The 26972-nt window shown below is 52.6% G+C and carries 21 protein-coding genes; 6 read left to right on the top strand and 15 right to left on the bottom strand.

Annotation, left to right across the window (positions count from 1 at the left end; genetic code table 11):
* Positions 1 to 171: 171 nt before the first annotated feature.
* The 13 genes from PspS34_RS14250 to PspS34_RS14310 form a co-directional block, all read right to left on the bottom strand.
* Positions 172 to 1857, bottom strand: a complete 1686-nt coding sequence (locus PspS34_RS14250; RefSeq protein WP_159389988.1) for a fatty acid--CoA ligase — start codon at positions 1855 to 1857, stop codon at positions 172 to 174.
* A 328-nt stretch (positions 1858 to 2185) separates the two neighbouring features.
* Entirely contained in the window at positions 2186 to 2824 is a 639-nt protein-coding gene (locus tag PspS34_RS14255) for a c-type cytochrome (RefSeq protein ID WP_159389989.1), read from the bottom strand.
* Positions 2825 to 2846: 22 nt separating this feature from the next.
* Entirely contained in the window at positions 2847 to 3278 is a 432-nt protein-coding gene (locus tag PspS34_RS14260) for a hypothetical protein (protein WP_159389990.1), read from the bottom strand.
* 4 nt (positions 3279 to 3282) lie between these two features.
* Entirely contained in the window at positions 3283 to 3807 is a 525-nt protein-coding gene (locus PspS34_RS14265) for a methylamine dehydrogenase light chain (protein ID WP_159389991.1), read from the bottom strand.
* Between the two features lie 2 nt (positions 3808 to 3809).
* Entirely contained in the window at positions 3810 to 4439 is a 630-nt protein-coding gene (gene mauD, locus PspS34_RS14270) for a methylamine dehydrogenase accessory protein MauD (RefSeq protein ID WP_159389992.1), read from the bottom strand.
* Between the two features lie 5 nt (positions 4440 to 4444).
* A complete protein-coding gene (locus PspS34_RS14275) occupies positions 4445 to 5005 on the bottom strand; it encodes a MauE/DoxX family redox-associated membrane protein (protein ID WP_159389993.1) in 561 nt (186 codons plus the stop codon).
* A complete protein-coding gene (locus PspS34_RS14280) occupies positions 4999 to 6246 on the bottom strand; it encodes an amine dehydrogenase large subunit (RefSeq protein WP_159389994.1) in 1248 nt (415 codons plus the stop codon). The genes PspS34_RS14275 and PspS34_RS14280 overlap by 7 nt, the downstream gene beginning before the upstream one ends.
* A 784-nt stretch (positions 6247 to 7030) precedes the next feature.
* Positions 7031 to 7957 carry a YCF48-related protein gene (locus PspS34_RS14285; RefSeq protein WP_159389995.1) on the bottom strand — a complete coding sequence of 309 codons (927 nt, stop codon included), beginning with the start codon at positions 7955 to 7957 and terminating at the stop codon, positions 7031 to 7033.
* A gap of 14 nt (positions 7958 to 7971) precedes the next feature.
* Positions 7972 to 10332, bottom strand: coding sequence for an efflux RND transporter permease subunit (locus PspS34_RS14290; protein WP_159389996.1), 2361 nt, complete (start codon positions 10330 to 10332; stop codon positions 7972 to 7974).
* A 53-nt stretch (positions 10333 to 10385) separates the two neighbouring features.
* Entirely contained in the window at positions 10386 to 12239 is a 1854-nt protein-coding gene (locus PspS34_RS14295; protein ID WP_159389997.1) for a DUF1302 domain-containing protein, read from the bottom strand.
* Positions 12240 to 12259: 20 nt separating this feature from the next.
* Positions 12260 to 13621: a DUF1329 domain-containing protein gene (locus PspS34_RS14300; protein ID WP_159389998.1), complete on the bottom strand. Its 1362-nt coding sequence runs from the start codon at positions 13619 to 13621 to the stop codon at positions 12260 to 12262.
* A gap of 593 nt (positions 13622 to 14214) precedes the next feature.
* The gene (locus tag PspS34_RS14305) at positions 14215 to 15657 is read right to left on the bottom strand and encodes an aldehyde dehydrogenase family protein (RefSeq protein ID WP_342791909.1); all 1443 of its coding nucleotides are present in this window, start codon (positions 15655 to 15657) and stop codon (positions 14215 to 14217) included.
* An 88-nt stretch (positions 15658 to 15745) separates the two neighbouring features.
* On the bottom strand, positions 15746 to 16768 hold the full coding sequence (locus PspS34_RS14310; RefSeq protein WP_159389999.1) for an AraC family transcriptional regulator: 1023 nt from the start codon (positions 16766 to 16768) through the stop codon (positions 15746 to 15748).
* Positions 16769 to 17194: 426 nt separating this feature from the next.
* Here PspS34_RS14310 and PspS34_RS14315 point away from each other — a divergent pair, with 426 nt between their 5' ends.
* The 5 genes from PspS34_RS14315 to PspS34_RS14335 all read left to right on the top strand — a co-directional run bounded on the left by PspS34_RS14315 (position 17195) and on the right by PspS34_RS14335 (position 22895).
* A complete protein-coding gene (locus PspS34_RS14315) occupies positions 17195 to 17812 on the top strand; it encodes a TetR/AcrR family transcriptional regulator (protein ID WP_159390000.1) in 618 nt (205 codons plus the stop codon).
* Between the two features lie 187 nt (positions 17813 to 17999).
* The gene (gene soxC / locus PspS34_RS14320) at positions 18000 to 19307 is read left to right on the top strand and encodes a sulfite dehydrogenase (protein ID WP_159390001.1); all 1308 of its coding nucleotides are present in this window, start codon (positions 18000 to 18002) and stop codon (positions 19305 to 19307) included.
* Entirely contained in the window at positions 19294 to 19869 is a 576-nt protein-coding gene (locus PspS34_RS14325; RefSeq protein WP_159390002.1) for a cytochrome c, read from the top strand. Before soxC ends, PspS34_RS14325 begins: the two co-directional genes overlap by 14 nt.
* Before the next feature lie 243 nt (positions 19870 to 20112).
* On the top strand, positions 20113 to 21504 hold the full coding sequence (locus PspS34_RS14330; protein ID WP_159390003.1) for an aldehyde dehydrogenase family protein: 1392 nt from the start codon (positions 20113 to 20115) through the stop codon (positions 21502 to 21504).
* Between the two features lie 113 nt (positions 21505 to 21617).
* The gene (locus PspS34_RS14335; protein WP_159390004.1) at positions 21618 to 22895 is read left to right on the top strand and encodes an O-acetylhomoserine aminocarboxypropyltransferase/cysteine synthase family protein; all 1278 of its coding nucleotides are present in this window, start codon (positions 21618 to 21620) and stop codon (positions 22893 to 22895) included.
* Between the two features lie 112 nt (positions 22896 to 23007).
* Here the strand turns inward: PspS34_RS14335 and PspS34_RS14340 are convergent, their stop codons facing one another.
* Together PspS34_RS14340 and PspS34_RS14345 are read right to left on the bottom strand one after the other, a co-directional pair.
* Entirely contained in the window at positions 23008 to 23847 is an 840-nt protein-coding gene (locus tag PspS34_RS14340; RefSeq protein ID WP_159390403.1) for a DMT family transporter, read from the bottom strand.
* Between the two features lie 223 nt (positions 23848 to 24070).
* Positions 24071 to 24955: a LysR family transcriptional regulator gene (locus tag PspS34_RS14345; protein ID WP_159390005.1), complete on the bottom strand. Its 885-nt coding sequence runs from the start codon at positions 24953 to 24955 to the stop codon at positions 24071 to 24073.
* A 764-nt stretch (positions 24956 to 25719) separates the two neighbouring features.
* Between PspS34_RS14345 and PspS34_RS14350 the strand changes: the two genes are divergently transcribed.
* The gene (locus PspS34_RS14350; protein WP_202982157.1) at positions 25720 to 26868 is read left to right on the top strand and encodes an acyl-CoA dehydrogenase family protein; all 1149 of its coding nucleotides are present in this window, start codon (positions 25720 to 25722) and stop codon (positions 26866 to 26868) included.
* The last annotated feature ends 104 nt before the right edge of the window (positions 26869 to 26972 follow it).

The raw sequence follows: 26972 nt of genomic DNA on the forward strand, positions 1-26972 counted from the left end.
TTTGCTTGTGGAGTTAATTAATAACCCTATCTATTTAACGCACCATCGATGGATATTTATCATCATAACTCAGCAAAGACCTAAAAACGGAAGCTATACCTCCCCTTACATAAACATTACAGCTACACAGATATTCACCATCACCACAATAAAATTTAGCTTTTTTCTAACTCACTGAATATAGAGCTGGACCTCGACGCAGTTTAGCTGCTGGTGCGCGAGCTCGTTTTCTCGAATGAGTTTTTTATTTACTTTGCCAACGCTTGTTTTAGGGATGTCATCAACAAACAGAAATTTTTTTGGGATCGCCCATTTATTAATGATGCCGCTATCAACAAACTGCATTAGGTGAACAACTAGACTTGCCTGATTGATCTGTGATGGAGGTGTGCAAATGACCATCGCCATTGGTCGTTCCCCCCACTGAAGGTCAGGAATTCCAACCACCGCAACGGACTCAACGCCGGGATGCTTACTAATCAGACTCTCCAACTCTAAAGAACTGATCCACTCGCCGCCAGTCTTGATAACATCTTTAATTCGGTCTTTGATTTCCAAGTCACCACGCATATCTATAGAGCCGATATCACCAGTGTGCAGCCAGCCGCCCTCCCAGAGCTCGGCGCCCTTTTCCGGATCATGGAGGTAGCCTTGGGTCAGCCAAGGCGCGCGCACCAAAACCTCCCCCATTGACTCTCCGTCATGTGGTAAGTCCTTGCCGCAGGCATCGACGATTTTTATGTCGACCATGGCCGATGGCACTCCGGACTTGATCCTGATAGGCAATTGCTCTTCAATTGACAGCTCTAGCTCAGAAGCCCGCAGATAGGTGCTACATAGTGTCGGGCAAGTTTCAGACATACCGTAGCCGCTAAACACCTTCATCCCACTCGCCGCCGCCTGACCGGCAGTACCTAGTGCAAGGGCGCTTCCACCCAAAAGCACCTTCCAGCCACTGAAATCAGTCCCGGTTGCCTCGGGACAAGCCAGGATCATCTGCAAGATGGTTGGTACGCAGTGACTGAAAGTTACCTTTTCCTGCTTAAAGAGGCGGATAAGAGCATTGGGCTCATAACGTCCCGGGTAAACTTGTTTAATGCCCATGAGTGTCGCCATATAAGGCACTCCCCAAGCATGTACGTGGAACATTGGAGTGACTGGCATGTATACATCGTCAGAGCGTAGCATCGGCAATCCTTGATACGCCCCCAAGGTACCGACCCCAGCCAGGGTATGCAGGACCAGCTGGCGATGGCTAAAGTAAACGCCCTTCGGATTACCGGTTGTGCCTGTTGTGTAGAACAAGGTGGCAACCGAGTTCTCGTCAAAATCGGGGAAGTCGTAAGTAGCGAGAGACTGGGACAGCAACTGCTCGTACTCGCCAACTACGGGCAAAGTTGTTGGCTTTGCATGGTCGTCGCTCAACTGGATATAGCCTTTGACGGTGACCAGTTCACCATGTATTTGCTCGAGAAGCGGTAGAAAATCGTCATGTGCAAGGACTAAATCATCTTCAGCATGATTGATCGTATAAAGCACTTGCTCAGGAGACAGGCGAACATTAACGGTGTGCAAAACGGCGCCGATCATCGGCACTGCGAAAAAACACTCCAAATACCGATGGCTGTCCCAATCCAGTACCGCCACTGTATCCCCTGCCTTTACGCCCGCAGCAGTCAACACGTTAGCCATTTGCCGAATACGCTTATTGAGAGTGCGATAGCTATAGCGTAGCTTGTCAGCGTAGACTATTTCATTTTCGGCTTCATAGCGCTGCCCTGAGAGCAGCAGACTTTTGATCAACAGCGGATAGCTATACGCCCCTGGTGCGGGAGTAATTATTTTTGTTTGGACCATGATCATATATCCCGGATCGCTTGTATTGACTTCAAAAAATTCTTTGCTGCTGTAATGCCTTGCACAAGAGACGACCAAATGCCTGCATGGTAATAACTGTGAGCATCAAGCAGGAAAAACCGCTCATTTCCGGCCGCCACTGAAACACTTAGCGATTGGATCGCGAACTAACAGGCGAGCACAGCTTGGTCAAAAGCTCATTAGTTTACTATGAACAATTCAGTCAAATCTGTACTTCCAACTTTAATTGCATTTTTTGACTTGCACTCAAACTCGTTTCAAAACTTTGTAAAGCATTGCAAGGTAACAACAAACAACTTTGGCGTAATTATTTGCTGCCACTACCACTCGCAGATAGGCTTACGATGTAATCGATAATGGCCTTGCGATCAGTATTTCCGCTAATTTGCAAAGAAATGCCTCGCATCCAAAGCCCCAACTGATCGGCTTGATCGCCGCTGCCGCGCAAAGCCTCAACATAATGTGTGAGCTGGCGATCGAGATAACTGGCGTCGAGAATACGGAGATTGGGAGCTTTGAGATAAGCAAAGCCCTCGCCTTGCGGCCCATGGCAGCTGGAACACGTTCCCTGATAAAGATCTCGGCCCCGAGTTGCTTGATCCCCGGCAACCACCTGCGATCGTGCCGGCTCCAGCCGCGAATAATGAAGCGCCAAACGTTCGATTTCAGCTTCGTCGAGATTGGTCACTATGGCGCGCATTTGCGCTCCGTAGGTGTCTTTGGGGTCATAACCCCGAGACCCGACTTTGAAATCGCGCATTTGCTGCGCAAGGTAATCGCGATGCTGACCAGCCAAGTTTGGAACACCTAGCGCGGCGTTGCCCTGCCCCTGCTCGCCATGGCATGCGACACAGGTCCTGAGTGCCGCAGCGCTAGGTGCCTCGACAGCCCAGACGTTAAACGTGGCGAAAAGCGCGAATAGGCCAACACTGATGTTCATTTTCATGGGTTCAAGATCCCTTACGTTGTTATTCATCTTGACGGGCGATACGTCGGACTAATTCATTACGAACCCCCTCGATATCAGGCATAGCAACCTGACGCCACTCATGCAGCTCCGCCCCGGTGTAAGGTTTAAATCCGAAGGGAAGTTCAGCCGTACTAAAGGTCTCCAGCATCCAGTTGAGTACGCCGGCCAGCGCTTCGTCCGAAAGCCCCGAGAGTGCTGAGCCAGGCACTTGAACCAAATAGGCGCGGCCGCCCGGCACACCAAGGAATTTACCTAACTGGCCGGAAAATGCCGGTACTTGCCGCTGTGGGTTGCCGCTACCATCCGGTAAATGACAACCCTGGCAATTGAGCATGTAATCGAACTGCCTCTGTTCGGTGGCCCACAGAGAACTAGAACCGATCATCACGAAGCACGTAAAAGCAGCGGCGCAAAGCGTGCGAACCGACATCACCTTACCCCTTCACGCCGATTACCACTGACAGCGAGCAGTGATAAGGCATATCCGCATGACTTCCGGCACACCAATTGATGTCATTGGAACTCTGCGGACGGTACATAGGGGAATCGCCCTGGTCGCGCTGGCAAACACAACGACCACAGTTTTCTTTGCCACAGCAGTCGTTGTAGGAAATCACATAGTCCTTCCCGTCAGCCGGGTTGTGGCATGTACCGATCCACGTAATATCCGACCGTATTGTTCCTGGCGGGCAACTGGTCGCCGATCCGCCGCAGCAACCGCAGAGAAACCCATCGATGGCACAATACCGCCAGTAGTCACAACTGTTAGGGTCGCCCTCCTCCATCAAGGCGGAAGCCGGCTGAGCAAAGGCACTGCCGCGATAGACCGGCAGCAGCGTTGCTGCGCCCGCGCCGATCAATACGGTGCCCAACCCACCCAGGAAACCGCGTCGCGAGGTGTTGCGAGCAGTAGCACGAGCTAGAATTTCGGTTGCCTCGTCAAACCATTTGATCGCCATTGTTAATGTACCTGCTTGTAAAGGGAATGCTTAGTCCCAGCCTGGGCAGCTTGAAATTCCTGCATCGTTGGATAGCCCATTGCCTTAGCCTCGAAGAGACTTTCAAGATGCTCGCGGGTGTTGATCAGCCCGTGGGTGACCACAACACCCGCAGCATCGATCAGCACACCGTACGGCAACTTGCTGATTTGGTAGGCCACCCCTACTTCCCTTGAAAGCAGGTAAGGGAAATCCTTTAAACGGTGGGTCTGAATGAACGCCTGATGAGCGGTGACATCACCGTCACTGGCGAGCACGACTCGAAGACGTAAACGCTCATGTTCCTGAATCGATTTGATTACAGGCAACAAGGTTTTGCACACAGGGCAGGTATCCGACAGGAAAAACAGCAGGGTCAACTGTCTCTGGGCATTGCCCCCCCCAATGCTGACTGAACCGCCGTTCAAGCTAGGCAAGGTAAAGATCGGCGCTATTTCACCGGTCTTGATCGTCTTGCCAAGCGATAAAGCACCCACAGGTTTGATCCGCTCGTGAAGAAGTCCAATCTGGCGTGCCAAAGCCCATACGGACAAGGCCAGACCGAAGATCATGAGCCAGGAAAAAATACTCGAAATAATCAGTGCATTCGTCATGATTTTCACAGCGCTCGTAGGGAAACACGGTTGGAGATCAACAGATTTGTCAGGATGTAGAGCGCTGCAGCGCTTGGCAGCAAGAAGCCCAGCGTGACAGCGTCTAACCACACCAGTGGTCGATCCCGCATCGGCGCCATCAAGTTCAACACGGGCAAAAGCAAGAACAGATTGCGCCAGACCAGCGTTCTACTCAGTGTCTGGTGATCACCGCCAAAATTGCAGCCACAGTCTTCAATCACTGCCCCTCGCGCGACACTTATCGCCAGTACGAGGGCGTAGAACCCGATAAGGATCGCTGCACCCATCGCAGCCCAAGGTATCCAGAAGCTCAGCAAGAGCCCCATGACGGCCGTGATTTCCAGCCATGGAAGCAAACGTCTCAGCAGCGGACGCAACCAAAGAGGCAGCGCCTTGCCCAAAGCGATGCCATAGTCATCCAGCACACGAGAAAAATTTTGCCCATCCTGCAACTTGTGCAGCGCTGCCGCTCCGAGCAACAAGCCCAAACCAAGTGCACTGGCGAGATGTACAAGTGGGTCCTGAAGAACAGTTGGAATCACCACGACATCACCTCGTTCATGGCGCCTGCGGGTATATCATCGACACTACGCAAGTGCTTGCCACTGTCGGCATCGTACAGATTGATACTCTGTCGCATGAGCGGTAGCAGCCCGGCTTCCCCTTTGGACGCATAGATTGAGCTTATGAACTCCGCTGGCATTGGTATCATGTAGTCGAGACTATAGAGGCGCGGTTGTTCGCCCTTACTAACGGCAATGGCGACGCTTAATTCGTTGAGCTTTATGCGAGAGACCCGCTGCTGGGTTTTAGTGTCATAGACCCAGACTTCCGTACCAGGCTTCTGGTAATTTTCCGGCTTGTCCTGGTGCATAAGTACGTACAGCCGACCGCTCTTCTCGTGCATCGCAGTGCCATGGTTACCGGCCACACCCCACCCGTCCGCGCGCTCCTGCTCGTTGACTAATGACCAGCGCTGCGACTGCTCTATTCCACTGGCGCTCATCTGGAGCCCGTACACAAAACTTTTTTGTGAGACGAAGTACCAGGTGTTGCCCTTGCGAGAACCTGTGGTCAGCAAAAGATCCTGCAGTGGATCGAATATTGGGGCACTGCGCTCCTGTCGCATCACCCGACCTCGATCGTCAAGTTCGAGATGCAAGAAGGCACCGTTTCCGCAAATGGAGTAGAAGTCCCTAGGCCCTGCGGAATACATAGCGGCGCAGCCAGGCGTCGCTACCTCTTGCACAAACCGATTGTTTTCAAGATCAATGACGCTGACCGATTGTGCTGGAGTGAAGTTGAACACCATAAGAAAACGATCGTCGTCCGACAACACACTCAGCCCTGTTGAAATCAGGGCACTCATGCGCTTGGCCGGAATTTTGATCTCGCCTTTTGGGCTCAAAGTCTTGGAGTCATATACCGTGACAACATCCGTGCGCTCACCGCGAACCCCTCGGCTGAAGTAGGTCTCAACAGCGTAAAGCTCGTCGCGCTTGCGAGATGGCACCAGGCTGTTGAACCACATTCCGGTGCTCAACTGCCCAAGATTGCGACCCGCATCATCAAATAGCAAGACGCGGCCACTCCCCATGCTTGGAGCGTTACTACCCCATGCCCAGAACCAATTCTGGCCGTGATGATCGCCGAGCACTTCGACTCGAACCTGCTCTGGCACGAACTCCGTCGCTGATGCCATTGGCGCGGGTAACGCTAGTGCTGGCAGAGCCACGTTGACCAATGACAGCCCGCACATCAAATATCGGAGTGAACGATTGAGCATAGAGTGTGATCCAGTGACTTGCGATTATTATTCATGTACCTGCAGCTTAATTTTATTAACGCCGACCGGCTTGACCCAACGTGACAAAACACTTGGCATCAGGTGTCACAAATAAATATCAAAGCTTGAATCGTGTTGCCCAAGCTCCTTCATCTGTTCAGCCACTTTCGCCTGCTCCTGCGGTGCTGAAATATCCAGTCAACTAATCTCTTCTGCCATTTGATCTACAGAGACAATGTTGGAGCTCAATTCATCAGTGACGGCACCCTGCAGTTCAACCGAAAGGGCAACCTGTGAAGCCAGATCGGAAATTTCTCCCGAAGCACCGATAATTCCTTGCTGGGCCTACTCGGCTGAATGGCATGCGCGACACTGCCATGCAAATGTATCAAGCTACGCTCGATAGCTACCACCGCGCGCTGGGTACCAGTACGAACGGCTCTACGCGACGGGTCATTTGATCGTGCGCGCGTAACCCAGAGCGCCCCCCTAAAGGCACAAGGACAATGGTAAAAGAGTTAGCAAAAAGACATTAAGTAATAATAGTTTGGATCGTAGCGACAATTCACCGGACCAGTTGTGTATGCACATAATACTTTGTAATGAAACCCGATGCGATGTATCAGGATCCTGCGCAACTCACATTCGAAAATATGCGCCAAGAACGAACACGGCTCCGAGGCGACTCGGTTGCCCGCGGAAAAATGAAAAAAGCGAAAGTCGCTTATAGGCACCGCACCCAGACGTATCAGGTGCAAGCATCAAACGACTTTCACCAAAGTTATTACTGCACCACACCTACAGAACCGAACAACAGCAGACGTCCGTCATCCATGGGTGCCAAGGCAGCCAGGTTGATACGATCTTCCCTGAGCGAGGTGGTGAAACGCTCCAGATTGGCATCTGATTCGGCGACCAGACCACCGTTACCAACCAGTGCCACACGACCATCAGCACGCTGGGCGACAGCCGTGATCGCCTCATGACTGCCGCTGTTCAATTCGCGCCAGGTGTCACCTATGTTGTCGCTGATCAACACTCGGCCACTCATTCCAACAAGAAGCACTCTGCCAGATCTTAGGCCGATCCCTCCCCACAACGACCCTCTTACACCGGTATCGAGCTTTTCCCACGTAGTGCCGTGATCCAAAGAGCGGAAGGCATGCCCCATCTCTGCAGCAATGAAAAGGCTCTTATCGGGTCCCGAAAAAATATGATTGAGATGATAGTCATCCCCTTCCTCGCCGACAATCAGGCGTGTCCAACTTTGGCCTCCGTCCTCGGTCTGTGCGGCATAACCGTAAGCGCCAACAACGATGCCGTGACGGCTATTTTCGAACCATACAGAAAGCAGCACTGGCTGCCCTTCCATGCGTTGCTGCAGGGTCCAAGTTTCGCCGCCATCCTCGGTTTTCAGTAACACGCCACCGTGGCCAACTGCCCAGCCCTGCTGAGCATCAGCGAAGCTCAGAGCGGTGAGCAGTCCATCCACCGGGACGCGCCTGGACTGTCGCCAGGTTTGACCGTCGTCGGACAGTATCACCACCCCGTGATCGCCAATAGCAACCAAGCGTTGGCCGGTATGGGTGACAGCGAGCAGCGGAGCGTTTTGTGCATGGGCTAGCGGCAGGGCTACTCCCCCGCCTTCAGCGCCGGCTCCCAGCAGAATCAGCGACAACAACATCGGACGCAGAGAACGAGTCGCGGACATCAGATGTACTCCTATCAATGTGCAACCAAGGGAGCACGAACGGGTCCCCGGCGGGGAATGAGAACATCCAGCATTACGGCGATTGCTGGCAAAAGGGTAATGGCCATGATCATGTTGACCATGAACATAAAGGTAAGCAGCAGCCCCATATCGGCTTGAAACTTCAGTGCAGAGAACGACCACGTGGCAACGCCCACGGATAAGGTGATTGCAGTAAACACAGTGGCCACTCCAACCTCACGCAGAGCCAATTGAAAGGCTTCAACGATGTTCAGGCCCTCGACAAGATGCATCTGGAGGCGGTTATAGATATAGAACGCATAGTCCACACCGATACCAACGGCGAGTACCATCACCGGCAAAGTCGCAACAGTGAGCCCTATATCCAGTTCCTTCATGAACCAGTAGCCAAGAAAGGTTGCAAGAGTGAGAGGAAGGCAACAGGCGATCATTGCTCGCCAGTCCCGATAGACCAGTAACACCAGCACCATAATTGTCAAATAGACATAGAGCATCATTGGCAACTCAGAGGTTTCCACCACCTCATTGGTGGCTGCCTGCACACCAGCATTACCGCTGGCCAAACGTACCGTCACGCCCTTGAGGGCATGCTCCAGTCGATAGCGCTCGACGGCCTGTACAACGCGCTTCAAGGTAGTGGCCTTGTGATCAGTTAGGTAAAGATTGATCGGCAACAAGGTACAGTCAGCGTTGTACAAACGCAGAGACTCAGGTACCTGACGCACGGCTTCAGCCAGCGACAGCTCGTCCAGCGGAAGAGCCGTCCACTTCGGATTGCCTTCGTTCACACCAGAAGCTGACAGTTTAGTCAACGCCGGTAAGGATTGAGCTGACAGTACACCTGGCACATTTCCCAAATGCCAAGTCAAACGATCAACATAACTCATTACATCGTGCCGGTAGCATCCACCTTCAGGGGCTTCCACTGCGACGGTGAACAAGTCCAGACCCAGTGAGAAGTGACGCACGACGCTCTCTACATCAAGGTTATAGTGTGAATCCGAATGGAGCTCGGGCGCCCCTGGCAGAACATGACCCACATGACGTCCTTGACTCTGCCACACCGCGAGCACCATTAATGCAAGACAAATGACACCCCCAATCGCAGCATTACGTGGTTCGGCGATTAGCCCAAGCCCAACCATGGCATTGTCACGCCATTGGCGAAGACGCTCTACCTTAGCTACGAAGGCAGTGTCGAAGCGAAAATAACTAGCCAGCACTGGCAGCATGATCAAATTGGTAATGATCTTATAGGCCACTCCTACCGATGCAGTGATGGCCAATTCTCGGATCATTGGAATCGGGACCAATACCAAGGTGGCGAAACCAACAAAAGCGGTAATCAATGCCAAGGTCCCGGGAATTAGAAGCCCCCCAAAACTCCGGCGCGCAGCAGTCATACCATCAGCACCGTTACATACCTCCCTTGAGATAAAGTTAATCTGCTGCACTCCGTGAGATACGCCAATAGCGAAAACCAGGAACGGCACTAGAATCGCAAGCGGATCAAGGCCGAAGCCAAGTAAGGTAATCGTGCCAAATTGCCAGACCACCGAAACCAAAGAGCAAAATAGCGGCAAGAACGTCAGTGCCCAGGAACGCGTATACCAATACACAGCCAGCGCGGTGAGTACGAAAGCCAATGCAAAAAAAACTATGACGCTTTTGGCGCCTGCCCCGATATCGCCCATTTGCTTGGCGAAACCAATGATTTGAACATCGTAGTCGGCGTCGGCATATTTACTGCGCAGATCATTTTCAAGACGCTGACTGAATTCCAAGTAGTTCAAACGCTTACCTGTCTGTGGGTCTGGATCTGCAAGCTCGGCCACGATCATCGCTCCGGAATGGTCGTTCGCTACCAGGCTGCCAACAAATCCACCGATAAGAGTACGTTCGCGAATACCAGCAATAGCCTTATCGTCGAGAGTACCAACGGTGACTTCACCGCCCACAACGTCTTCGGCTTTCATACCTTCCTCGGTAATCTGCACCGCACGCGTATTAGGTGTCCAAAGTGAGGTAACACTCCGCCTATCAACACCGGGCATGAAGAACACTGCCTGAGTCAGGTCATACAATCGGGTCAGCGCTTGCTGGTTCCAGATATCGCCGTGCTTGGCATGCAGCACCACGATTATGCGGTTGGCGCCGAAGAGTACGTCCCGATATTGGTTGAACGTCTTGATGAACGCATGCTGCTGAGGAAGCTGCTTGTCGAAACCTGCCGACATTTCCAAACGCGACGCGAACAGCCCCATCACCAGCGTAATAACCGCCAGTACTGCTAGCGTCGCCAATCGATGGCGAAAGAAGAAACGCTCGAGACCGAGCACCATAGAAGCCAACATGGTGAAAATACCTGAAGGAGTGAACAGCCTCCTCCAACGGAGGAGGCATAGGTTCAGAACGAATAGGAGATGTTACCGCTGAGAAAATCGCGATCAGCCATCAGATTGTTACCGCCACCGCCCCAGAACTGCACCCACTGCAGGCCACCTTTCCAACGATCTCGGTAGTTGAACAGCAAAGAACTGGTCAGCGACTTACGACCTTCTACAAAGGGCAATGAGTTCGGCGTCGTCCCATTAACGTCATGACTGAAATCAAGCTGCGGCGTCACAGTTATGCCGGTCCCAAAGAGATTCGGATAATTGATACCGATCTCCGTGATATAGCCCCAAGACGTTTTATCTGGCAGTGAGTAGTCCGGCAGAAAGTATGGAGTTTTGCCAGAGGTATCGAGATCCGGGTAGTGGGTAACCGCTGCCTCGACCAAGATAAAACCGTCAGATGCACCTAGGCTACGGGGAATGAAGCCGAGAGGATCATTGGCAGCGAAGGTGTAGATGGCGTTAACATCCATCTGCCATTTCTTTTCTTCGACGTAACCATTGTGTACGCCCGTGTCATATACGCTGTACTTGTTAAAGGATCCGGTGAACGCCCGGCCAAATGGTACCGTCGGATCAATTGCGACGCTATCGTTAGGTCGAAATGACACTTCTCCAGCTACGGCTACCGGACCCAACATGGTGGACATTGACAGTCCAAACAAGTCTTTATCTTCTCCATAATTTACGAAGAAGTTGTCTGTATGTAACGCATCCGGATCAGATAGAGCGGTGTAGCCAATGAACGGGAGTTTGTCATGATACCGCTCGTAAAAAACACCAAACTCAGCGCCGATATCCTCCGCTGTCCAGCGCAGCGCCACACCATATTGCCCCCCATTATCCGGCTTACGTTCACCGCCGTAAGGAACAGCAAGGCCGCTCGCGACCAACTGAGCATTATTCAGACCGCTGATCAGGGGTTCGCCACATCGACCGGTTGGCGTAATCGCATTACACGTCCCCGCGCCTGCGAAGTTATCAAGATAACTAGTTGAATAGTAAATAGGCTGACGACCTTCGCCTACTACGTCAGCACTCGAATAATAGGTTCCTACCGGATCAAGGTCATAAGCGTTCCACTTGAACTGGTAGTAGCCCTCAAGATTCAGGGTTTCTGTAAGGCCCACATTAAACGACGCCATCGGTGCCGGAATGAATACCTCTTTCAATTGGGTTCCGGGCGTGTGGTATTTGGGTAAACTGAGGGCATTAATTTGATTGATGCCACCGGTTATAAAGATTTCCTCTCCCCAACTGATCACCTGGTTACCAACTTTAACTTTTGTCGGCATATCACCCAGGTCAAAACTTTTGGCAACCCATAGATCGAGGAGATCGAGACGCTCAGTGGCATCGCGGTCGGCTTCGTCGTCCAGAGGGGTGCGTCGAGTGTTGTCCATCTTGAGGTCTTTGGCCCACGCAACTCGGCCCAGAGCACTCCAGCCATCGCCGAATTGTAGACTCAACTCATGAGTCCCCTTAAGCACTTCAGAAAAAACATCATGCTTATTGTAGTTGAGATTGCCGTCATCCGAATTGGTGTAGTTGATGTCGGCATTGGCGTAACCGTTGCCTTTAGTCAAGTTATAGTAATTACCAAGTCCAGTGCTGGTACCGTTATTACAACCACCACTATCTCCACCCAGGAGTTTACAGTCCGGGGAATCCATGCGAGTAGCAAATCCGTAGCTCAAGGAAGAGTCGAAGCTACCTGATATACCATCTTCAGAACCGAAACGGAACGCGTGGCTCGGTTGCGCCCACATTAGCGTCGAGACCGCCATCATCCCAATAGTCAGCGAACTGCAGGCATGCGGGAAACGCTGCGGCGCGATAGCACCGCTTTTTTTAATTTTGAACATTTGGGTGAACTCCGAGGAAATTAACGCTCACCGCGACGACGCAGTTCATTCGAGTTGAACATTTTGTCGCTTACGCGCCCTTCCATTCCGGCAGTCAAATCCATTACCTCGCCTTCCTGAGTGAAACCGTCCGCTATATAGCGCCGAGCAACAAGGTCGTAACTTAAATATTCGAAACTAGTGCAGGCCTGAATTCCTGGGTCTGCCCAAATACTGCCTTCCTGCACACGCCAGAGGTTGCCTTTTGTGTCATACATATCAACGTGCAGCAGTGTCCAGCTGTCCTCGTCGATAAAAAATACCCGCTTGGCGAAAGAGTGTCGCTTGTCCGCTTTAACCGTTGCTTCGACGACCCATACACGATGCGTCTCGTAGCGCTGCGCATCGCGCTTAAGGTAGTTCTGCCCAATCAGATCCTGATACTTGTTGGACTTATCCACCAACTTGTAGGAGTTATAAGGTACGATGATTTCTTTTTTTCCGAGCAACTTGAAGTCGTAACGGTCTAGCGCTCCGGTGAACATGTTAATCTGATCGACAAAGTACAGACCGTCACTACCTGCGATAGGGTTGTCATAAGCAAAGGATGGAGCACGCCGCACGCGACGCTGACCGGGAAAATAAATCCAAGCGTCCTGTGGCTTATCAAAATAGCTGTGGACGAGATACATCTCGCCCGCTCGGGATGACGGCGTCAGAATGTCGTAAAGCAGCTTAGCTTCGATGCCACCGGTATCAACTGGACCTTTGACCAAAGGGTCATTGTAGGGGTAATACTCATAGGCCCATTGTTTGGCTTCAGTTAATGTACCTGAATTGTCCCGCGCCAAAAAAGATATTTGAGCGCGACGCCCTTTTGCCATATAGCGAAGCTTGTAATTCCACATTACCTCAATACCATTCTGCGGTACGGGAAACGGCACAGCAGCGCCAACTGCCTGCTCCAACCGCCAACCGTCAGCACCGATCTTGCCTTGCCCGGCAAACTCCTTGGTACGCTGAGCCAATTCAGTTGGGATAGCACAAGTGCGTCGTGTCGGATACACATCCACACGATAACCCGGGTACATTTTGATCAGTTGCACCTGACCCGCTGGCAGTTTCGATTGATACTGGGCCACATTAGCCGCATCAATTGAATAGAGTGGTTTATCGCCAGCATATGGATCGCCATGACCTGGTGACCAGCCAGCGGGCGCCTTGGTAAGTCCCCCGTCCCACGCGGGAATCGTCCCATCAGCATTGCCTTCCCTCTGCGCACCAATAGGGGTAAGGTCGCTTCCAAGCTTGCTTGCGTCAATTGTGGAAGAGGCCTGCACGCAGCCTACGCCAAGCGCAGCGCACAGCGCGCCACCTAACAATGAGAATGTTAGCATTTTCATGAAGCTCTCCTGGTTCTTTTCTTTTAATTGGACAGAAGCAAGGCTCAGAAATACAGAAAACCACTCAAGCGCTTGCGACACGAAAATAAAGAGACCTTAGCTCTGCCGGGAAAAAGACAGAAAACGGAGGATCAATATAATCGGTACACGCACTTTTGATTTTTGTTATTGGTTAGCTAGTACGCCCTTAAAACCATCCGAGCTAAAAACTGCGGTTAAGGTTACTGCTCACCTAGCAAGCAAAGTATTCATTATTCGAGGCAGTCGCTTGCCATCCGACGACAGAATGCTTGACATCGAATGACAATCGACTCCTTGCGCAATGATGGTTCTGCGGCAATGACGCAGAAAGCAGTAATCGCGGGTAAAATGCGAACGCTTCCGGAGCGCCTACCCGACTTTCTGTGAAACTTATAAAAACAAGTGCAAATTTCGAAAGATGAACTCGCAGCCTGCCAGGTCGTGAGTAAACAATCGCAAGCAGGGGATTGGAAGCAAGTGAGCGCCCTCGCGTATGGCAATCGAAACGTCCGATCTCACCTCCGAAAGAGAAGGGAGGACTCCTCAACAAACTGAGCAATCCCCCCCTATTCTTACAACATACCCATTATTGACTTGGTCTCCAAAAATTCATCAAAACCAGCAATTCCCCACTCCCGCCCATTTCCAGATTTCTTATAGCCGCCGAAAGGCGCATTGATGTCGGTTGGGGCGCCGCAAAGATGAACCATACCCGTGCGCATAAGCTTCGCAACTTCTTTGGCGCGCAACAGATTAGATGAATAAACGTACCCGGAAAGACCGTATATCGAATCATTAGCTATAGCGACAGCCTCTTCTTCGCTGTCGTATCCGATGACGACTAGCACAGGGCCGAAAATTTCTTCTTGCGCAATCAACATTTTATTATCAACACGAGTGAATACAGTTGGAGCAATGTAGAATCCTTCGTTATTTTTCATTGGATTCCCAGTACCTCCTACTAATATCTTCGCCCCTTCGTTGATACCGACCTGTATTAAGTCCCTGACAAGATTGTATTGTCGCTCATTCGCCATTGGACCCATCATGGTCTCAGGGTCCATAGGATCACCGACTTTTATATCAGAACACACCTTTATGATAATCCGTTCAACTTCTTCAAATTTTTTTCGCGGAACAAGCATTCTAGAGGGCGCGGTGCAGGACTGACCTGAGTTTGACATCATATGTAGAACGCCATGCCGGACCGCCTGTTCTAAATCTGCATCAGACAGGATAATATTCGCAGATTTCCCACCCAACTCTAATGACATTCTCTTTATTGTTTCAGCACCCGCAACAGTCAAGCTACTCCCCGCCTGTGTGGAACCCGTCAATGACACCATGTCCACAAGCGGATGGGAGGCCAATTGCTGCCCCAGTTTACGGCCCTCTCCATTCACCATATTGAACACGCCAGCAGGAACACCTGCCTCCTCTAATATCTCAGCTAAGATCAATGCTGAGTAAGGTGCATTCTGACTTGGCTTAAGTATCATGGTGCACCCCACGGCCAACGCTGGGGCGACTTTGCATACAACCTGATTCATGGGCCAGTTCCAAGGCGTAATCAAAGAGCATACTCCAATAGGCTCTTTAGTAATGAGTGTTGTTCCTTGCTGGGTTTCAAACCTGAAATTTTTAAGCGTTTCCAGTGCAGCTTGAAAATGCCAAAGTCCAATCGAAGCTTGTAAAGGTCGAGATAAGTGATGTAAAGGCGCGCCCATTTCAAGCGTAATTGCTTTAGCTAAATCATCTAGACGTCTTTCGTAAATTGCACATATTCGTTCCAATAGCGCAACACGAAAGTCGACAGGGGTGATGGAGTATCGAGGAAAGGCATCGAAAGCGGCTTGTATAGCCAACTCAACGTCAGCCGATGAGCCAAACAAAACCGACCCTGATACGCTACCATTCGCTGGATTTATGACCTCATGACATGAGTAATCGCCTTGGGGACCCATCCAAGTGCCGCCGATAAAAAACTTATCAGAATTTTCAATCTGCATTAACATCTTCGCTCTCCGGCATGTGCCTACAAAACTGCGAAGCTACTGCAAGTACGACAGATGGGCTTGTCCGAGCGCGACTAAAACACAGGCATCAGGTGCCAACTGGATTCGACTTTGCCCTTGCCTGCTGCCTGTACTGCTGCGGAGTCAACTGCATCCAGCGCCGGAACGCACGGCTGAAGGAGCTTGCCTCGGTATACCCAAGCAATAGCGCAATGTCGGTTATGCTGTGGTTGGAACACGATACATAATTTTCTGCCAAAGACCGACGAACCGATTCAACAAGATGACTGAAATCCAAATCCTGATCGGCCAAACGACGTTGTAGCGTCCGAACCCCCAATTTCATTGAGGCGGCTATTTGATCTATGTTTGGGCATCCACTGCTCAAGTTATCAGCGACGTGGCGCAAAAGTCCATTCAGCAAATCATTAGGGCCCACTCTAACTGCATGCCTCTGTTCCAGCACCCCCTCCAACGCCTGAAACAAACGAATATCGGCAGTGCGCACAGGCATATCTAAAAGGGCGGCAGAATAGCATAAGCGATTTGTAGGTCGATTGAAAAAAACAGGACAATTAAATATTTCTTTATATACATCCAAGTCACCTGAGGCGCCATGCTCGAACTCTACGAATACTGGTGAAAGTTCATCACAACCTGTAACCTCCCGCATCAAGCTAAGTCCAGAGGCAATTGAGAATTCAGCATCCTGCTTGCGCTGAATGATGAGTGGATCAATAATCTGGTAACTAACACTAATCAACCGATCCGTTTTATCAACTTCAATTCTAACGCCTTGAATAAGGACATCAATGTAATGCCCCAAGCAATGAAGTACCAAATCCACAGTCGGCGCGCTCCGGACTGCATGCCCCCAGATACCCCAGCCATGACAGCTTGTTCGTATTCCGACCTTTAGCCCGATGGTTTGTGATACTTCCCTGCCCAGCACCTCCCATAAAGCAACGTATTCAGATAAGGGGATTTCATAACTGGGAGAACGCAAAATAATTTCACTGAGCCCAACCTCTGCCAAATAGGGGGAAAACAACTCAGCATGTTGCGCGAAGAACCTTTCCGCATATATGGTATGGAAATTGTCTAAAATCATACATACCTCACTTAAGTGTTCAAAAAATCGATTTACCCTGACATACTTAAGAAAACTAGATTTCGTTAAAGCCTCAAACTTCAGCCGACCCTGTTTGATAGCGGGGCGCGCTCACTGTACCGTCGCACAATGCTACGTTGAATATTTCGTACTGCAGGCAAGACGCGACATACCTGACATCAAAGTCAAAACGCGGGATCCTTAGGCATACTGCATGCCAATATGGTCGCAACGGATATCACTCATCCCAAATTTTTCAGAAATACTCCTAGAGCTGCACGCCTTAACGGATCTGTCCATTTGGGAGGCAATTTATAATCCTGCTGTACCGATCGGTCAATAGGGCTATTCTCCAATGCTCGCATCGATATCCTTCAACACGACTGCATGCGTATGATTGGTGCCTAACAAGCTGGAAATGGACTCATGGGAAAGAAAAACATTGCCGTCACTGTAGAACCGACTGAAATCGGCACCAAGGAACGGATACTGAGAATCGCTGCGGAGTTGTTTTCCACTCGGGGCTTTCACGCGACCGGTATGGCCGAGCTTGAAAAGGCCACGGGGCTTGGTCGAGGTGCGCTGTATTACCATATCGGCAGCAAGGAAGAGTTGCTGTTTGAGATCACCAGCCGCTACCTGCGGGTCTTGATCGCTGAAGGCATCCCACTGTGCGAAAGCGATCTGCCTGCCGAAGACAAATTTCGCCAGTTCTCCACCATCGTCATGCGTACGATCGTCATTCATCTAGCCGAGATGACGGTCTGTTTTCGTGAAGTGTATTCCGTCATTGGTGCACGCCAGACCGAACTACTCGACCTGCACCGTCAGTATGAAAAGCTCTGGTCGCAGATCCTCAAGGCAGGCGTCAGCGAGGGTACGTTCCATACTTCCGACTCATTGGCCGTCAAGGCGATCCTTGGCATTCACCACTACAGTTACCTGTGGATCAAACCAGGAGGCCCGCGCTCTCCCGAATCCATCGCAATGTTCTTTTGCGACACCATTCTGCCCGGACTCAAAACTGCGCAACGCCAAGCTTGACGGCTATCAGCGGTGCATCACATGCGCCGCTTCCCCGCTGCCCCCCCCTCACCCAAATCTGCTTTAACACTTTGTCGTCGCTAGCAAAGACTAGACCAGCCGTATTTTCCGATCTAAGCTCCCACCAGACTGACCGATCGGTCCATTGATCGGTATATCTGTGTCGGCAAAGCTCCAGAGGAAAAAAATGACAAAAAAATCCACTGCCTCCGCTGAGCAAGAAGCGTCTAAAACGCCACTGGCTCGTCGAGATTTTCTGATTAAAAGCGGCGCACTTGTTGGCACCGCCGCCTTTGGCCTGGTTGACAGCAAACTCGTCATGGCAGACACCACCAGCGCGACCGGCCTTGACCCGAACCTACCCCTTGAAGTCCCACAATGGACTCGCAGCCTGGGCACACCCACAGCAAGCCCTTATGGCAAACCTTCAACGTTCGAAACGAAGGCTATCAGGAGTCTGTACCCCGGCCTGAAAGACACGATGTCGGCCTACAGCACCTCGCCGCTTCAAGAGCTGGACGGCATCATTACGCCCAATGGTCTGTTTTATGAGCGCCACCACGCAGGCGTCCCGCAGATCAATCCTGCGGAACATCGCTTGATGATCCATGGCCTCACCGAAACAGCGCTTATATTCACCGTGGATGAGATTCGCCAGCTTCCCGCGGTATCGCGGGTGTATTTCATGGAGTGCTCGGGCAATCCGTCATTCCTCCCTCCGTGGGGTAAAACTGCGGCCGAAGTGAGCGGCCTTGTGAGTTGCGCTGAATGGACTGGAGTGACTCTGAGGACACTGCTGGATGAGGCCGGCCTGAAGCCCGAAGCCAAGTGGATAATCGCCGAAGGTGCCGACGGCGCAGCGATGACGCGAAGTATTCCGATCGAGAAGTGTCTGGACGATGTGATGGTCGTGTACAGCCAGAACGGCGAGCGACTGAGGCCAGAACAGGGATACCCCTTACGTCTTTTTGTTCCAGGCTACGAAGGCAATACTCACATCAAATGGTTGCGTCGATTACACGTCACCGACGCACCTGCCTACAGTCGAGAGGAAACCGCCAAGTACACCGATTTAATGGCCAACGGCAAAGCCCGGAAGTTTTCCTTTGTCATGGAATGCAAATCACTGATTACCTACCCCTCCGGCACCCAGAAGCTGACACGCAAGGGCGTCCATGAAATGCGTGGGATTGCGTGGAGCGGCCACGGCAAAATCACACGTGTCGACGTCTCCGTAGACGGCGGTAACAACTGGACTCAAGCAAGGTTACAGGAGCCCATTCTGACTAAGGCGCTAACCGCCTTTAGAGCAGCCTTCGAATGGAACGGCCAGGAACTGATGATTATGAGCCGTGCCATTGACGAGACCGGATACGTACAGCCGATGATGGAGCAGTTGATCGACGAGCGTGGCAAGGTCTCGTTCTATCACAACAACTCAGTGCAACCGTGGCGCGTATCCAGCAATGGGGAGGTGACCAATGGGCGGGCTTAAATGTGGATCGCTAGTCTTTGGCGTGCTGGGTGCATGCGTGTTCACTTATGCCGCGGCGGAACCCAAATACGGCTTGGGCACAAAAGCTACGGAGGCGCAGATCGCCGGTTGGAACATCGATGTAGCACCCGATGGCAAGGTATTGCCACCGGGGAGCGCCACAGTCGCGGACGGCGAAAAGGTTTACATGAGCAGCTGCGTCGGCTGCCATGGTATGAAACTCGAAGGCGGCGTAGGTCCAGCGTTAACTGGAGGTGAAGGGTCGCTGACTACTGAAAAGCCGCTGAAGACAGTCGGCAGCTACTGGCCCTATGCGACGACGCTCTTCGACTACATACGCAGGGCAATGCCGTTCCAGGCTCCTCAGTCGCTAACCAACGAGCAGGTCTATGCGGTGACCGGCTACGTCTTGCACATTAACAAACTGCTCGACGCCAATGCGACGGTCGACGCGTCGACATTAGCAAACCTGAAAATGCCGAATCGAGAGGGGTTTTTTGTCGATGATCGACCCGATAGCAAAGCAGTTGCCTGCATGTCCAACTGTTTGAAAGCCCCCTAAGAAAGGGTTCAGACAACGCCAAAGAATCATGTTGGTTCATTCAGAATTTTCACATTGGCACCCGATCGATTGTGCTGAGCGGCCACTGTGACGCAGCCATGAACGGAGCTAGCTTTGAAAATTTCGAGCTGAACCAGATCCAAGTCATTCTCCAATCGTGAACGATATAATCAGAATTAATCAATTTCCAGTGATCTGTAGCCACCGTAGCTTGAACGCATCCCCACCACGCAGGGCGGTACAATGACCAACGTTTCCAGCCTCACCCACGCCATTTCGATCAACCCCGCCAACGGCGAGCAGATCGGCCACTACCCTTTTGAATCGGACGCGGCGCTGCACACCGCACTGTCACGTGCCGCGGCCGGGTTTAGTGCCTGGCGCGGCACACCCGTAGCGCAGCGTGCGCAACGGCTGATCACCCTGGCCAACGTCTTGCGCAACAACGCAGAAGCGATGGCAACCATGATCACCCTGGAGATGGGGAAGCCGATCACCCAGGCTCGTGGTGAAATCGAAAAGTGTGCGCAGCTCTGCGAGTGGTACGCCGAACACGGACCTGCGATGCTGACAGCAGAGCCAACCATGATAGAAGGCGGTAAGGCGCGCATTGAATACCGTCCGCTCGGCCCGATTCTCGCGGTGATGCCGTGGAACTTTCCGATCTGGCAAGTCTTGCGCGGCGCCGTCCCGGTCTTGCTTGCCGGCAACACCTACGTGCTCAAACACGCACCGAACGTGATGGGCAGCGCTTATCTTTTGCAGGACGCATTGAAGCAGGCGGAATTCCCCGAGGGGGTTTTCGAAGTCATCAACGTCACGCCGGACGGTGTTTCCACGGCGATCAAGGACTCACGCATTGCAGCGGTCACCATCACCGGCAGTGTAAGGGCCGGCACGGCCATCGGCGCGCAGGCCGGTGCAGCATTGAAAAAGTGCGTATTGGAACTGGGCGGCTCTGACCCGTTTATCGTACTCAATGATGCCAACCTCGACGATGCGGTGAAAGCCGCCGTGATCGGTCGTTATCAAAACACCGGGCAAGTCTGCGCAGCGGCCAAGCGCCTGATTGTCGAGCAAGGCGTTGTCGAGGAATTCACCCGCAAGTTTGTCGAAGCCACACGCAAGCTGGTGGTCGGTGATCCACTCGCCGCCACAACTTACGTCGGCCCGATGGCTCGTTTTGATTTGCGTGATGAACTGGATCAACAAGTGCGCGAAACCCTGAGAGAAGGCGCGACGTTATTGCTGGGTGGCCAGAAGACTGAAGGCCCGGGAAACTTCTACGAGCCAACGGTTTTGACCCATGTCACCGACCAGATGACCTCGTTCAAGCAGGAACTGTTCGGCCCGGTCGCGTCGATCATCACCGCACGCGACGCCACCCATGCGTTGGAATTGGCAAATGACAGTGAGTTCGGCCTCACTGCAACGATCTATACAGGCGATGTTGACCGCGCCCAAAAAATGGCAGGCGAGCTTGAAACCGGTGGTGTATTCATCAATGGTTACAGCGCTTCCGACCCCCGAGTCACCTTTGGTGGCGTGAAGAAGAGCGGTTTTGGTCGCGAGCTTTCGCACTTTGGGGTACGTGAATTCTGTAACGCACAGACGGTATGGCTCGATCGTCATTAATAACTCGGACAAACTTCCGGAGCCTCGCGGCCCAGGCGAGGCGCCCTCCCCTGTCGCTACCTCACTCAATTCAAACAAAATCCGGGACACCTTAGAGAAGGTCAATAACCATCATGAAAGACGCCACAATCGCACTGCACCATGGTTTCAAGTCGGATCCGACCACCAAGGCCGTCGCCGTACCGATCTATCAAAACGTCGCTTTCGAATTCGATAACGCCCAGCACGGCGCCGACCTTTTCAATCTGGAAGTGCCCGGCAATATCTACACACGAATCATGAACCCCACCAACGACGTGCTGGAACAGCGCATTGCCGCCCTCGAAGGGGGTATCGCTGCTCTGGCCGTCTCGGCCGGCAGTGCCGCGATCCACTATGCGATACAGACCCTGACCCGCGCAGGCGACAACATCGTCACCACCCCGCAACTTTACGGCGGCACCTACACCCTGTTTGCCCACCTGTTGCCGAGTTTTGGCGTCGATGTGCGCTTCGCCCGCAACGACTCCGCCGAGGCCATCGCCGAACTGATCGATGACAATACCAAGCTGGTGTACTGCGAAAGCATCGGCAATCCAGCGGGAAATATCATCGACCTCGAAGCCCTGGCCGCAGTCGCTCACGCCCGTGGGGTGCCGTTGATGGTCGACAACACCGTGGCCACGCCGATTTTGTGCAAGCCGATCCAGTTCGGTGCCGACATTGTCGTGCACTCGGTGACCAAGTATGTCGGCGGACACGGCAATTCCCTGGGCGGTGTGATCGTCGACAGTGGCACATTCCCCTGGACCCAATACCCGGAAAAATTTCCCGGCCTCAACCAGCCCGAGCCGGCCTATCACGGCGTGGTCTACACAGAGAAATTCGGCCCGGCTGCCTTTATCGCCCGCGCTCGCACTGTGCCACTGCGCAACACCGGCGCGGCGCTGGCACCTATGAACGCGTTCCTGTTGCTTCAAGGGCTGGAAACCCTGGCTTTGCGCATGGAGCGCCACACTGAAAATGCCCTGAAGGTAGCGCAGTTCCTGCAAGGGCATGCTGAGGTGGAATGGGTCAGCTACGCGGGCCTGCCCGATCATCCACATCACGCACTGGCGCAGAAATACATGCAGGGCAAGCCATCGGCGATCCTGTCGTTTGGTTTGAAGGGCGGCTACGAAGCAGGCGTGCGTTTCTACGATGCGCTGCAAATCTTCAAGCGTCTCGTGAACATCGGTGACGCCAAGTCTCTGGCCTGCCACCCAGCCTCTACCACCCATCGCCAGATGAACGAGCAGGAACAAGCCAAGGCCGGCGTGAAGCCAGAGATGATTCGTTTGTCGGTCGGCATAGAGGCGATTGAAGACCTGATAGACGACTTGCAGCAAGCGCTCGGTTCAACTCAACGCTGAAGCCAGGTCGTTAGCGCGATGTTGCTCAAGTAACGGGGCAGGCATTCGCTAACCTGGGCTGTCATTAGCCACGTTAGGAATGCCTGTCACAACTGTCACGACGTTGCAGCACTTAGCGTTGTTGCTTGCTGCCCAGGACCAACGCGACGCCGCCGAGGACAGCCAAGGAGGCTACGACCAGCCGTAGGGTGAGGCTTTCACTGAGGAAAATGATGCCCGCAAGCGAGGCCAGGATGGGCACACTCAATTGCACGGTAGCCGCTTGAAACGATGCCAGATCGCGCACTGCGCTGTACCAAATCGCGTACCCGACGCCCGAAGCCAGCGCTCCGGAAAACACCGCATAGAGCAGGCCCAGCGGATCCCAACGCAGCCCTGGTAAAAACGCCAGGCTGGCAAGAAGAACCAGAGGAATCGACCGAATGAAGTTGCCTGCCGTGGTCGCCAAAGGGTCAGATACGCCTTTGCCAAGCAACGAGTAGCTCCCCCATGCAAGCCCCGATACCAGCATTATGATCGCGCTCAAAGGGTCGGGAGCCGTCGCCCCAGGGAGCAGTAAACTGATCAAGCCACCCAGCGCCGACAATAGACCGACAATCGCCGGTAGCCGCATCCGCTCGCCCTTGAAAACGCCATAGAGAACCATGGTCAGTTGCACAGCACCGAACAGCAGCAATGCGCCCGTTCCCGTTTCGAGGTGAAGGTAAGCAAAGGAAAAAGCGAACACATAAATAAACAGCGCTGCGGCGCCCAACCAACTTCCCTTGACCGGCGTTGAAGGCCGTTTGAGGGCGCAAATCAGCCACAACACCAAAGCACCACTCACCAGTCGAACGACGCTGAAGCTCGCTGCATCAATGCCAGTGTGTTTCAGCGCTAGGCGACACAGCAACGAGTTGGCGGCGAACGCGACCATGGCAAAACAGGTCAGCCCTATCAGCCTCGCGGACACGGATGAGGTAGCGGTCTGCGTGAGGTGATTGCTCATTATTCTTGTTGGCTCCAATGCCCGTGTGGGCTTTTAGATGTTCCCTACGACGATGCATGACCGCGCGCGGTTTGAATTCCTCGCAAATTTATAACGGCTCTGTACCGACCAGTCAATAGGAAATGATTCTAGGCAGAGTGGTGTACCGATAAATGCTTTGAATGACGTGCGCCAGGACATTCTTTCACTAGCGATGAAAACTGCTGGCTTCGTAGCTGATGTCTGCGATAGCGGCCAACAAATTAGCGTTGGGGTGTCGGTCATACACCGCAGTAAAGGGCATCTCATAACATTCGGGGTCTGTTTTCAAAATCTTCAGTTCGCCGCTCTTGATGTAACTGGCACAGGATGAGATTGGCAGCAAGCTGATGCCCAGTCCGCCACGGGCGAGTGAAATGATTGCGCCTAGAGAATTACAAGTCGCCGCTCGCTGCTTACGGCCGATGGACACGCTCAAAAGATCATCGATCAAGTTGTTAGTGTAGGACTCCGTGCCCTGATACAAAATTGGCCACCTGCGCAGTTCCTCCACAGGCATCATTTCGTTGCAGGGAATAAGAGAGTCACTGGCCATCCAGGCAAATGAAACCGTTCCAAGTTCACGTGCAATCAGGCCAGGTTCCGGAGAGAGACCTGCCACAACGGCCAAGTCCAGGTTACCACTCCGGATGCCCTCTGAAAGAAAGGGGTTCAGTCCAACCTCATATTCCACTTGAAGGCCAGAATAACGGGCTCTGATAAGGGCCGCAAACTTCGGCAACCAGGTCATGGCGACCAGCTCTGCAACGCCAATTCGAATGATTCCGGTGAGTGAACTCTTCGAACCCACTGTGTGTTTTATTTGCTCGGACAACGTCTCCATCTGTTGAGCATAGACAACAAGCTCTCTCCCTTTGAACGTCAGTTGCACGTGACGTTGCGATCGATCAAATAGTTCGACGCCAAGGTCCTGTTCAAGCTCAATGATGCGAGCCGAAATCGTAGACTGTGTGACACACAGGCGATCTGCCGCCGCAGAAAAACTTCCAAGTTCGGCGATTACCAAAAATGTCTCGAGTTGTCGGAAATTCATATTTTTTTATTCTCTTCAATGATTAAGCTGCACTTGGAAGTGATTAACCCTAAGCGCCGGCGACCACTTCTTGGCCACCTTGTAATCGATCTCGAATGTGGCAATTCGTCGGGTCATCACACGCCATCAGGCCGGTCCAGTCAAGCAGGACACACCTCGCGTGCAACCCTCACCAGAGCGCTGCCAAGGAAACGCGTATCGGGCAGGACAGTATCATCCAGTCGGGAACGTGGCGCCCCGAACTCTGACTGCCAGCGAGCGTGAGATGTGCTCCACAGCCCAGCGCTGTCTCACGGTCACACCTCCCCATCGAAATTATCGATTAACCCCGACAAAGTTTTTTCGTTTGAATTTCAATCGCACTTGGCAAATTATCGGCCTCGAAATGTCTAGGAGGTGACAGACGTCACAAACGACTGAAAGAGGTTTTGCACATCTCATTCATGGACATCAACCAGCCCGAAATGATGGCCTGATATACCTGAAGTCTGCCCCCGCAGTCTCAAGTCATGACGAAGCGCAGCAGCGCATGTTGTATCGAAGCACATGAATAACCCGACACGTCAGAGCTGCATAACAACTGGATCTCCAACTTTCAGGACAGGACGTGTCGCTTCACTGCCGAGCAATGCTCCAATAATACATAGGTGATAGATGTGTTGAGCACTACGAGCGAACTATCGACAGACAAACTGGATACCCGTACTTGGGGCTGCCCGCCTTCACCTCGGTACGCTTCACTTGTTGAGAAGATCAGACCTGTTTTGGCCGACATCAAGAAGGGGGCGGCCGAGCGAGATGCCAATCGAATTTTACCTGGCCCACAAATTAATGAACTTAAAGCGCTAGGTTTTGGCGCGACCCGAGTACCTGTCGACTACGGCGGCTCGGCGGTCACCCTCCCTGAATTCTTCGCGATGATTATCGAGCTGGGTGAAGCTGACTCGAATATCGCACAAGCATTGCGAGGCCACTTTGCCTTCGTGGAGGACTTGATGAGTTTCGGCGCAACGCCCTTCGCGGATCGCTGGTTGACCATTGCTGGACGTAATGAAACAGCGTCTAACGCCATGGCGGAAATCGGCCCGGGGGCGATGCAGAAATCGTTGCTGACGAAGTTGATTGAACAAGACGGGAATTTTTTCGTCACGGGATCAAAATATTATTCAACGGGGGCGATGTACGCCGACTGGATTGAAGTCAACGCGGCCGACGCTACCGACGATGCAGTGTTGGCAATGATCAACAGGCACGCAGAGGGCGTGGAGATCATCGACGACTGGGATGGCTTTGGACAAAAGCTCACTGCCAGTGGCACCGCACATTTCCGCAATGTGATAGTGGCGGAGAATGATCTGCGCAAGCACTCAACACGGTTTGGGCATTCGCTACCGTACTTTCAACTGTACCACCTCGCTACATTGGCGGGCATTGCGCGTGGCATTGCCAATGATACTGCCGAATTTGTGGCGAAAAGAACGCGCGTTTACTCACACGGCGCCGCCAGCAAATCCTCACACGACCCACAACTTTTGCAAGTAGTCGGTGCCGTACGAGGCATGGCTTACTCAGCAGGTGCGCTGGTGATGCGACTTGCTGAAAGCATGGAGAACGTCGTCAATTTATTGAGAGACGGCGACAAGGACGCTTATGACCGAGCATGTCCGCTCCTCGAAATCGAGACGTCTCAGATCCAGTCCGTTGTTATCGATCTGGTCTTAAACGCAGCCACTCAGGCATTTGATGCAATGAGTGCTTCCAGCACCAAACAGGGGCTGGGACTTGACCGCTATTGGAGAAATGCGCGCACCATCGCCTCGCACAATCCGCATGTCTATAAACAGCGAATAGTTGGGGAGTTTGCCGTCAATGGTACGCTGCCGCCCGCTCGCTGGACGGTTGGAGCTGTATAGGAGCTGTATAAGAGACTGACCTCATCCTACAGCGCTCGTAAAGAGCGCTGTCTATCATGTTGCGCGCTTATAACAATAAGAACGCTCCTTCAATATAACAACTA

The organism is Pseudomonas sp. S34 (assembly GCF_009866745.1).
In the GTDB taxonomy this organism is placed as follows: domain Bacteria; phylum Pseudomonadota; class Gammaproteobacteria; order Pseudomonadales; family Pseudomonadaceae; genus Aquipseudomonas; species Aquipseudomonas jessenii.

Coding starts and splice junctions, on each gene's coding strand:
- PspS34_RS14330 (WP_159390003.1), top strand. CDS start 20,113: ATGACCAACGTTTCCAGCCTCACCCACGCCATTTCGATCAACCCCGCC.
- PspS34_RS14265 (WP_159389991.1), bottom strand. CDS start 3,807: ATGGCGATCAAATGGTTTGACGAGGCAACCGAAATTCTAGCTCGTGCT.
- PspS34_RS14250 (WP_159389988.1), bottom strand. CDS start 1,857: ATGGTCCAAACAAAAATAATTACTCCCGCACCAGGGGCGTATAGCTAT.
- PspS34_RS14310 (WP_159389999.1), bottom strand. CDS start 16,768: ATGATTTTAGACAATTTCCATACCATATATGCGGAAAGGTTCTTCGCG.
- PspS34_RS14325 (WP_159390002.1), top strand. CDS start 19,294: ATGGGCGGGCTTAAATGTGGATCGCTAGTCTTTGGCGTGCTGGGTGCA.
- PspS34_RS14260 (WP_159389990.1), bottom strand. CDS start 3,278: ATGTCGGTTCGCACGCTTTGCGCCGCTGCTTTTACGTGCTTCGTGATG.
- PspS34_RS14295 (WP_159389997.1), bottom strand. CDS start 12,239: ATGTTCAAAATTAAAAAAAGCGGTGCTATCGCGCCGCAGCGTTTCCCG.
- PspS34_RS14345 (WP_159390005.1), bottom strand. CDS start 24,955: ATGAATTTCCGACAACTCGAGACATTTTTGGTAATCGCCGAACTTGGA.
- PspS34_RS14255 (WP_159389989.1), bottom strand. CDS start 2,824: ATGAAAATGAACATCAGTGTTGGCCTATTCGCGCTTTTCGCCACGTTT.
- PspS34_RS14300 (WP_159389998.1), bottom strand. CDS start 13,621: ATGAAAATGCTAACATTCTCATTGTTAGGTGGCGCGCTGTGCGCTGCG.
- PspS34_RS14335 (WP_159390004.1), top strand. CDS start 21,618: ATGAAAGACGCCACAATCGCACTGCACCATGGTTTCAAGTCGGATCCG.
- PspS34_RS14280 (WP_159389994.1), bottom strand. CDS start 6,246: ATGCTCAATCGTTCACTCCGATATTTGATGTGCGGGCTGTCATTGGTC.
- mauD (WP_159389992.1), bottom strand. CDS start 4,439: ATGACGAATGCACTGATTATTTCGAGTATTTTTTCCTGGCTCATGATC.
- PspS34_RS14315 (WP_159390000.1), top strand. CDS start 17,195: ATGGGAAAGAAAAACATTGCCGTCACTGTAGAACCGACTGAAATCGGC.
- PspS34_RS14305 (WP_342791909.1), bottom strand. CDS start 15,657: ATGTTAATGCAGATTGAAAATTCTGATAAGTTTTTTATCGGCGGCACT.
- PspS34_RS14285 (WP_159389995.1), bottom strand. CDS start 7,957: ATGTCCGCGACTCGTTCTCTGCGTCCGATGTTGTTGTCGCTGATTCTG.
- PspS34_RS14290 (WP_159389996.1), bottom strand. CDS start 10,332: ATGTTGGCTTCTATGGTGCTCGGTCTCGAGCGTTTCTTCTTTCGCCAT.
- soxC (WP_159390001.1), top strand. CDS start 18,000: ATGACAAAAAAATCCACTGCCTCCGCTGAGCAAGAAGCGTCTAAAACG.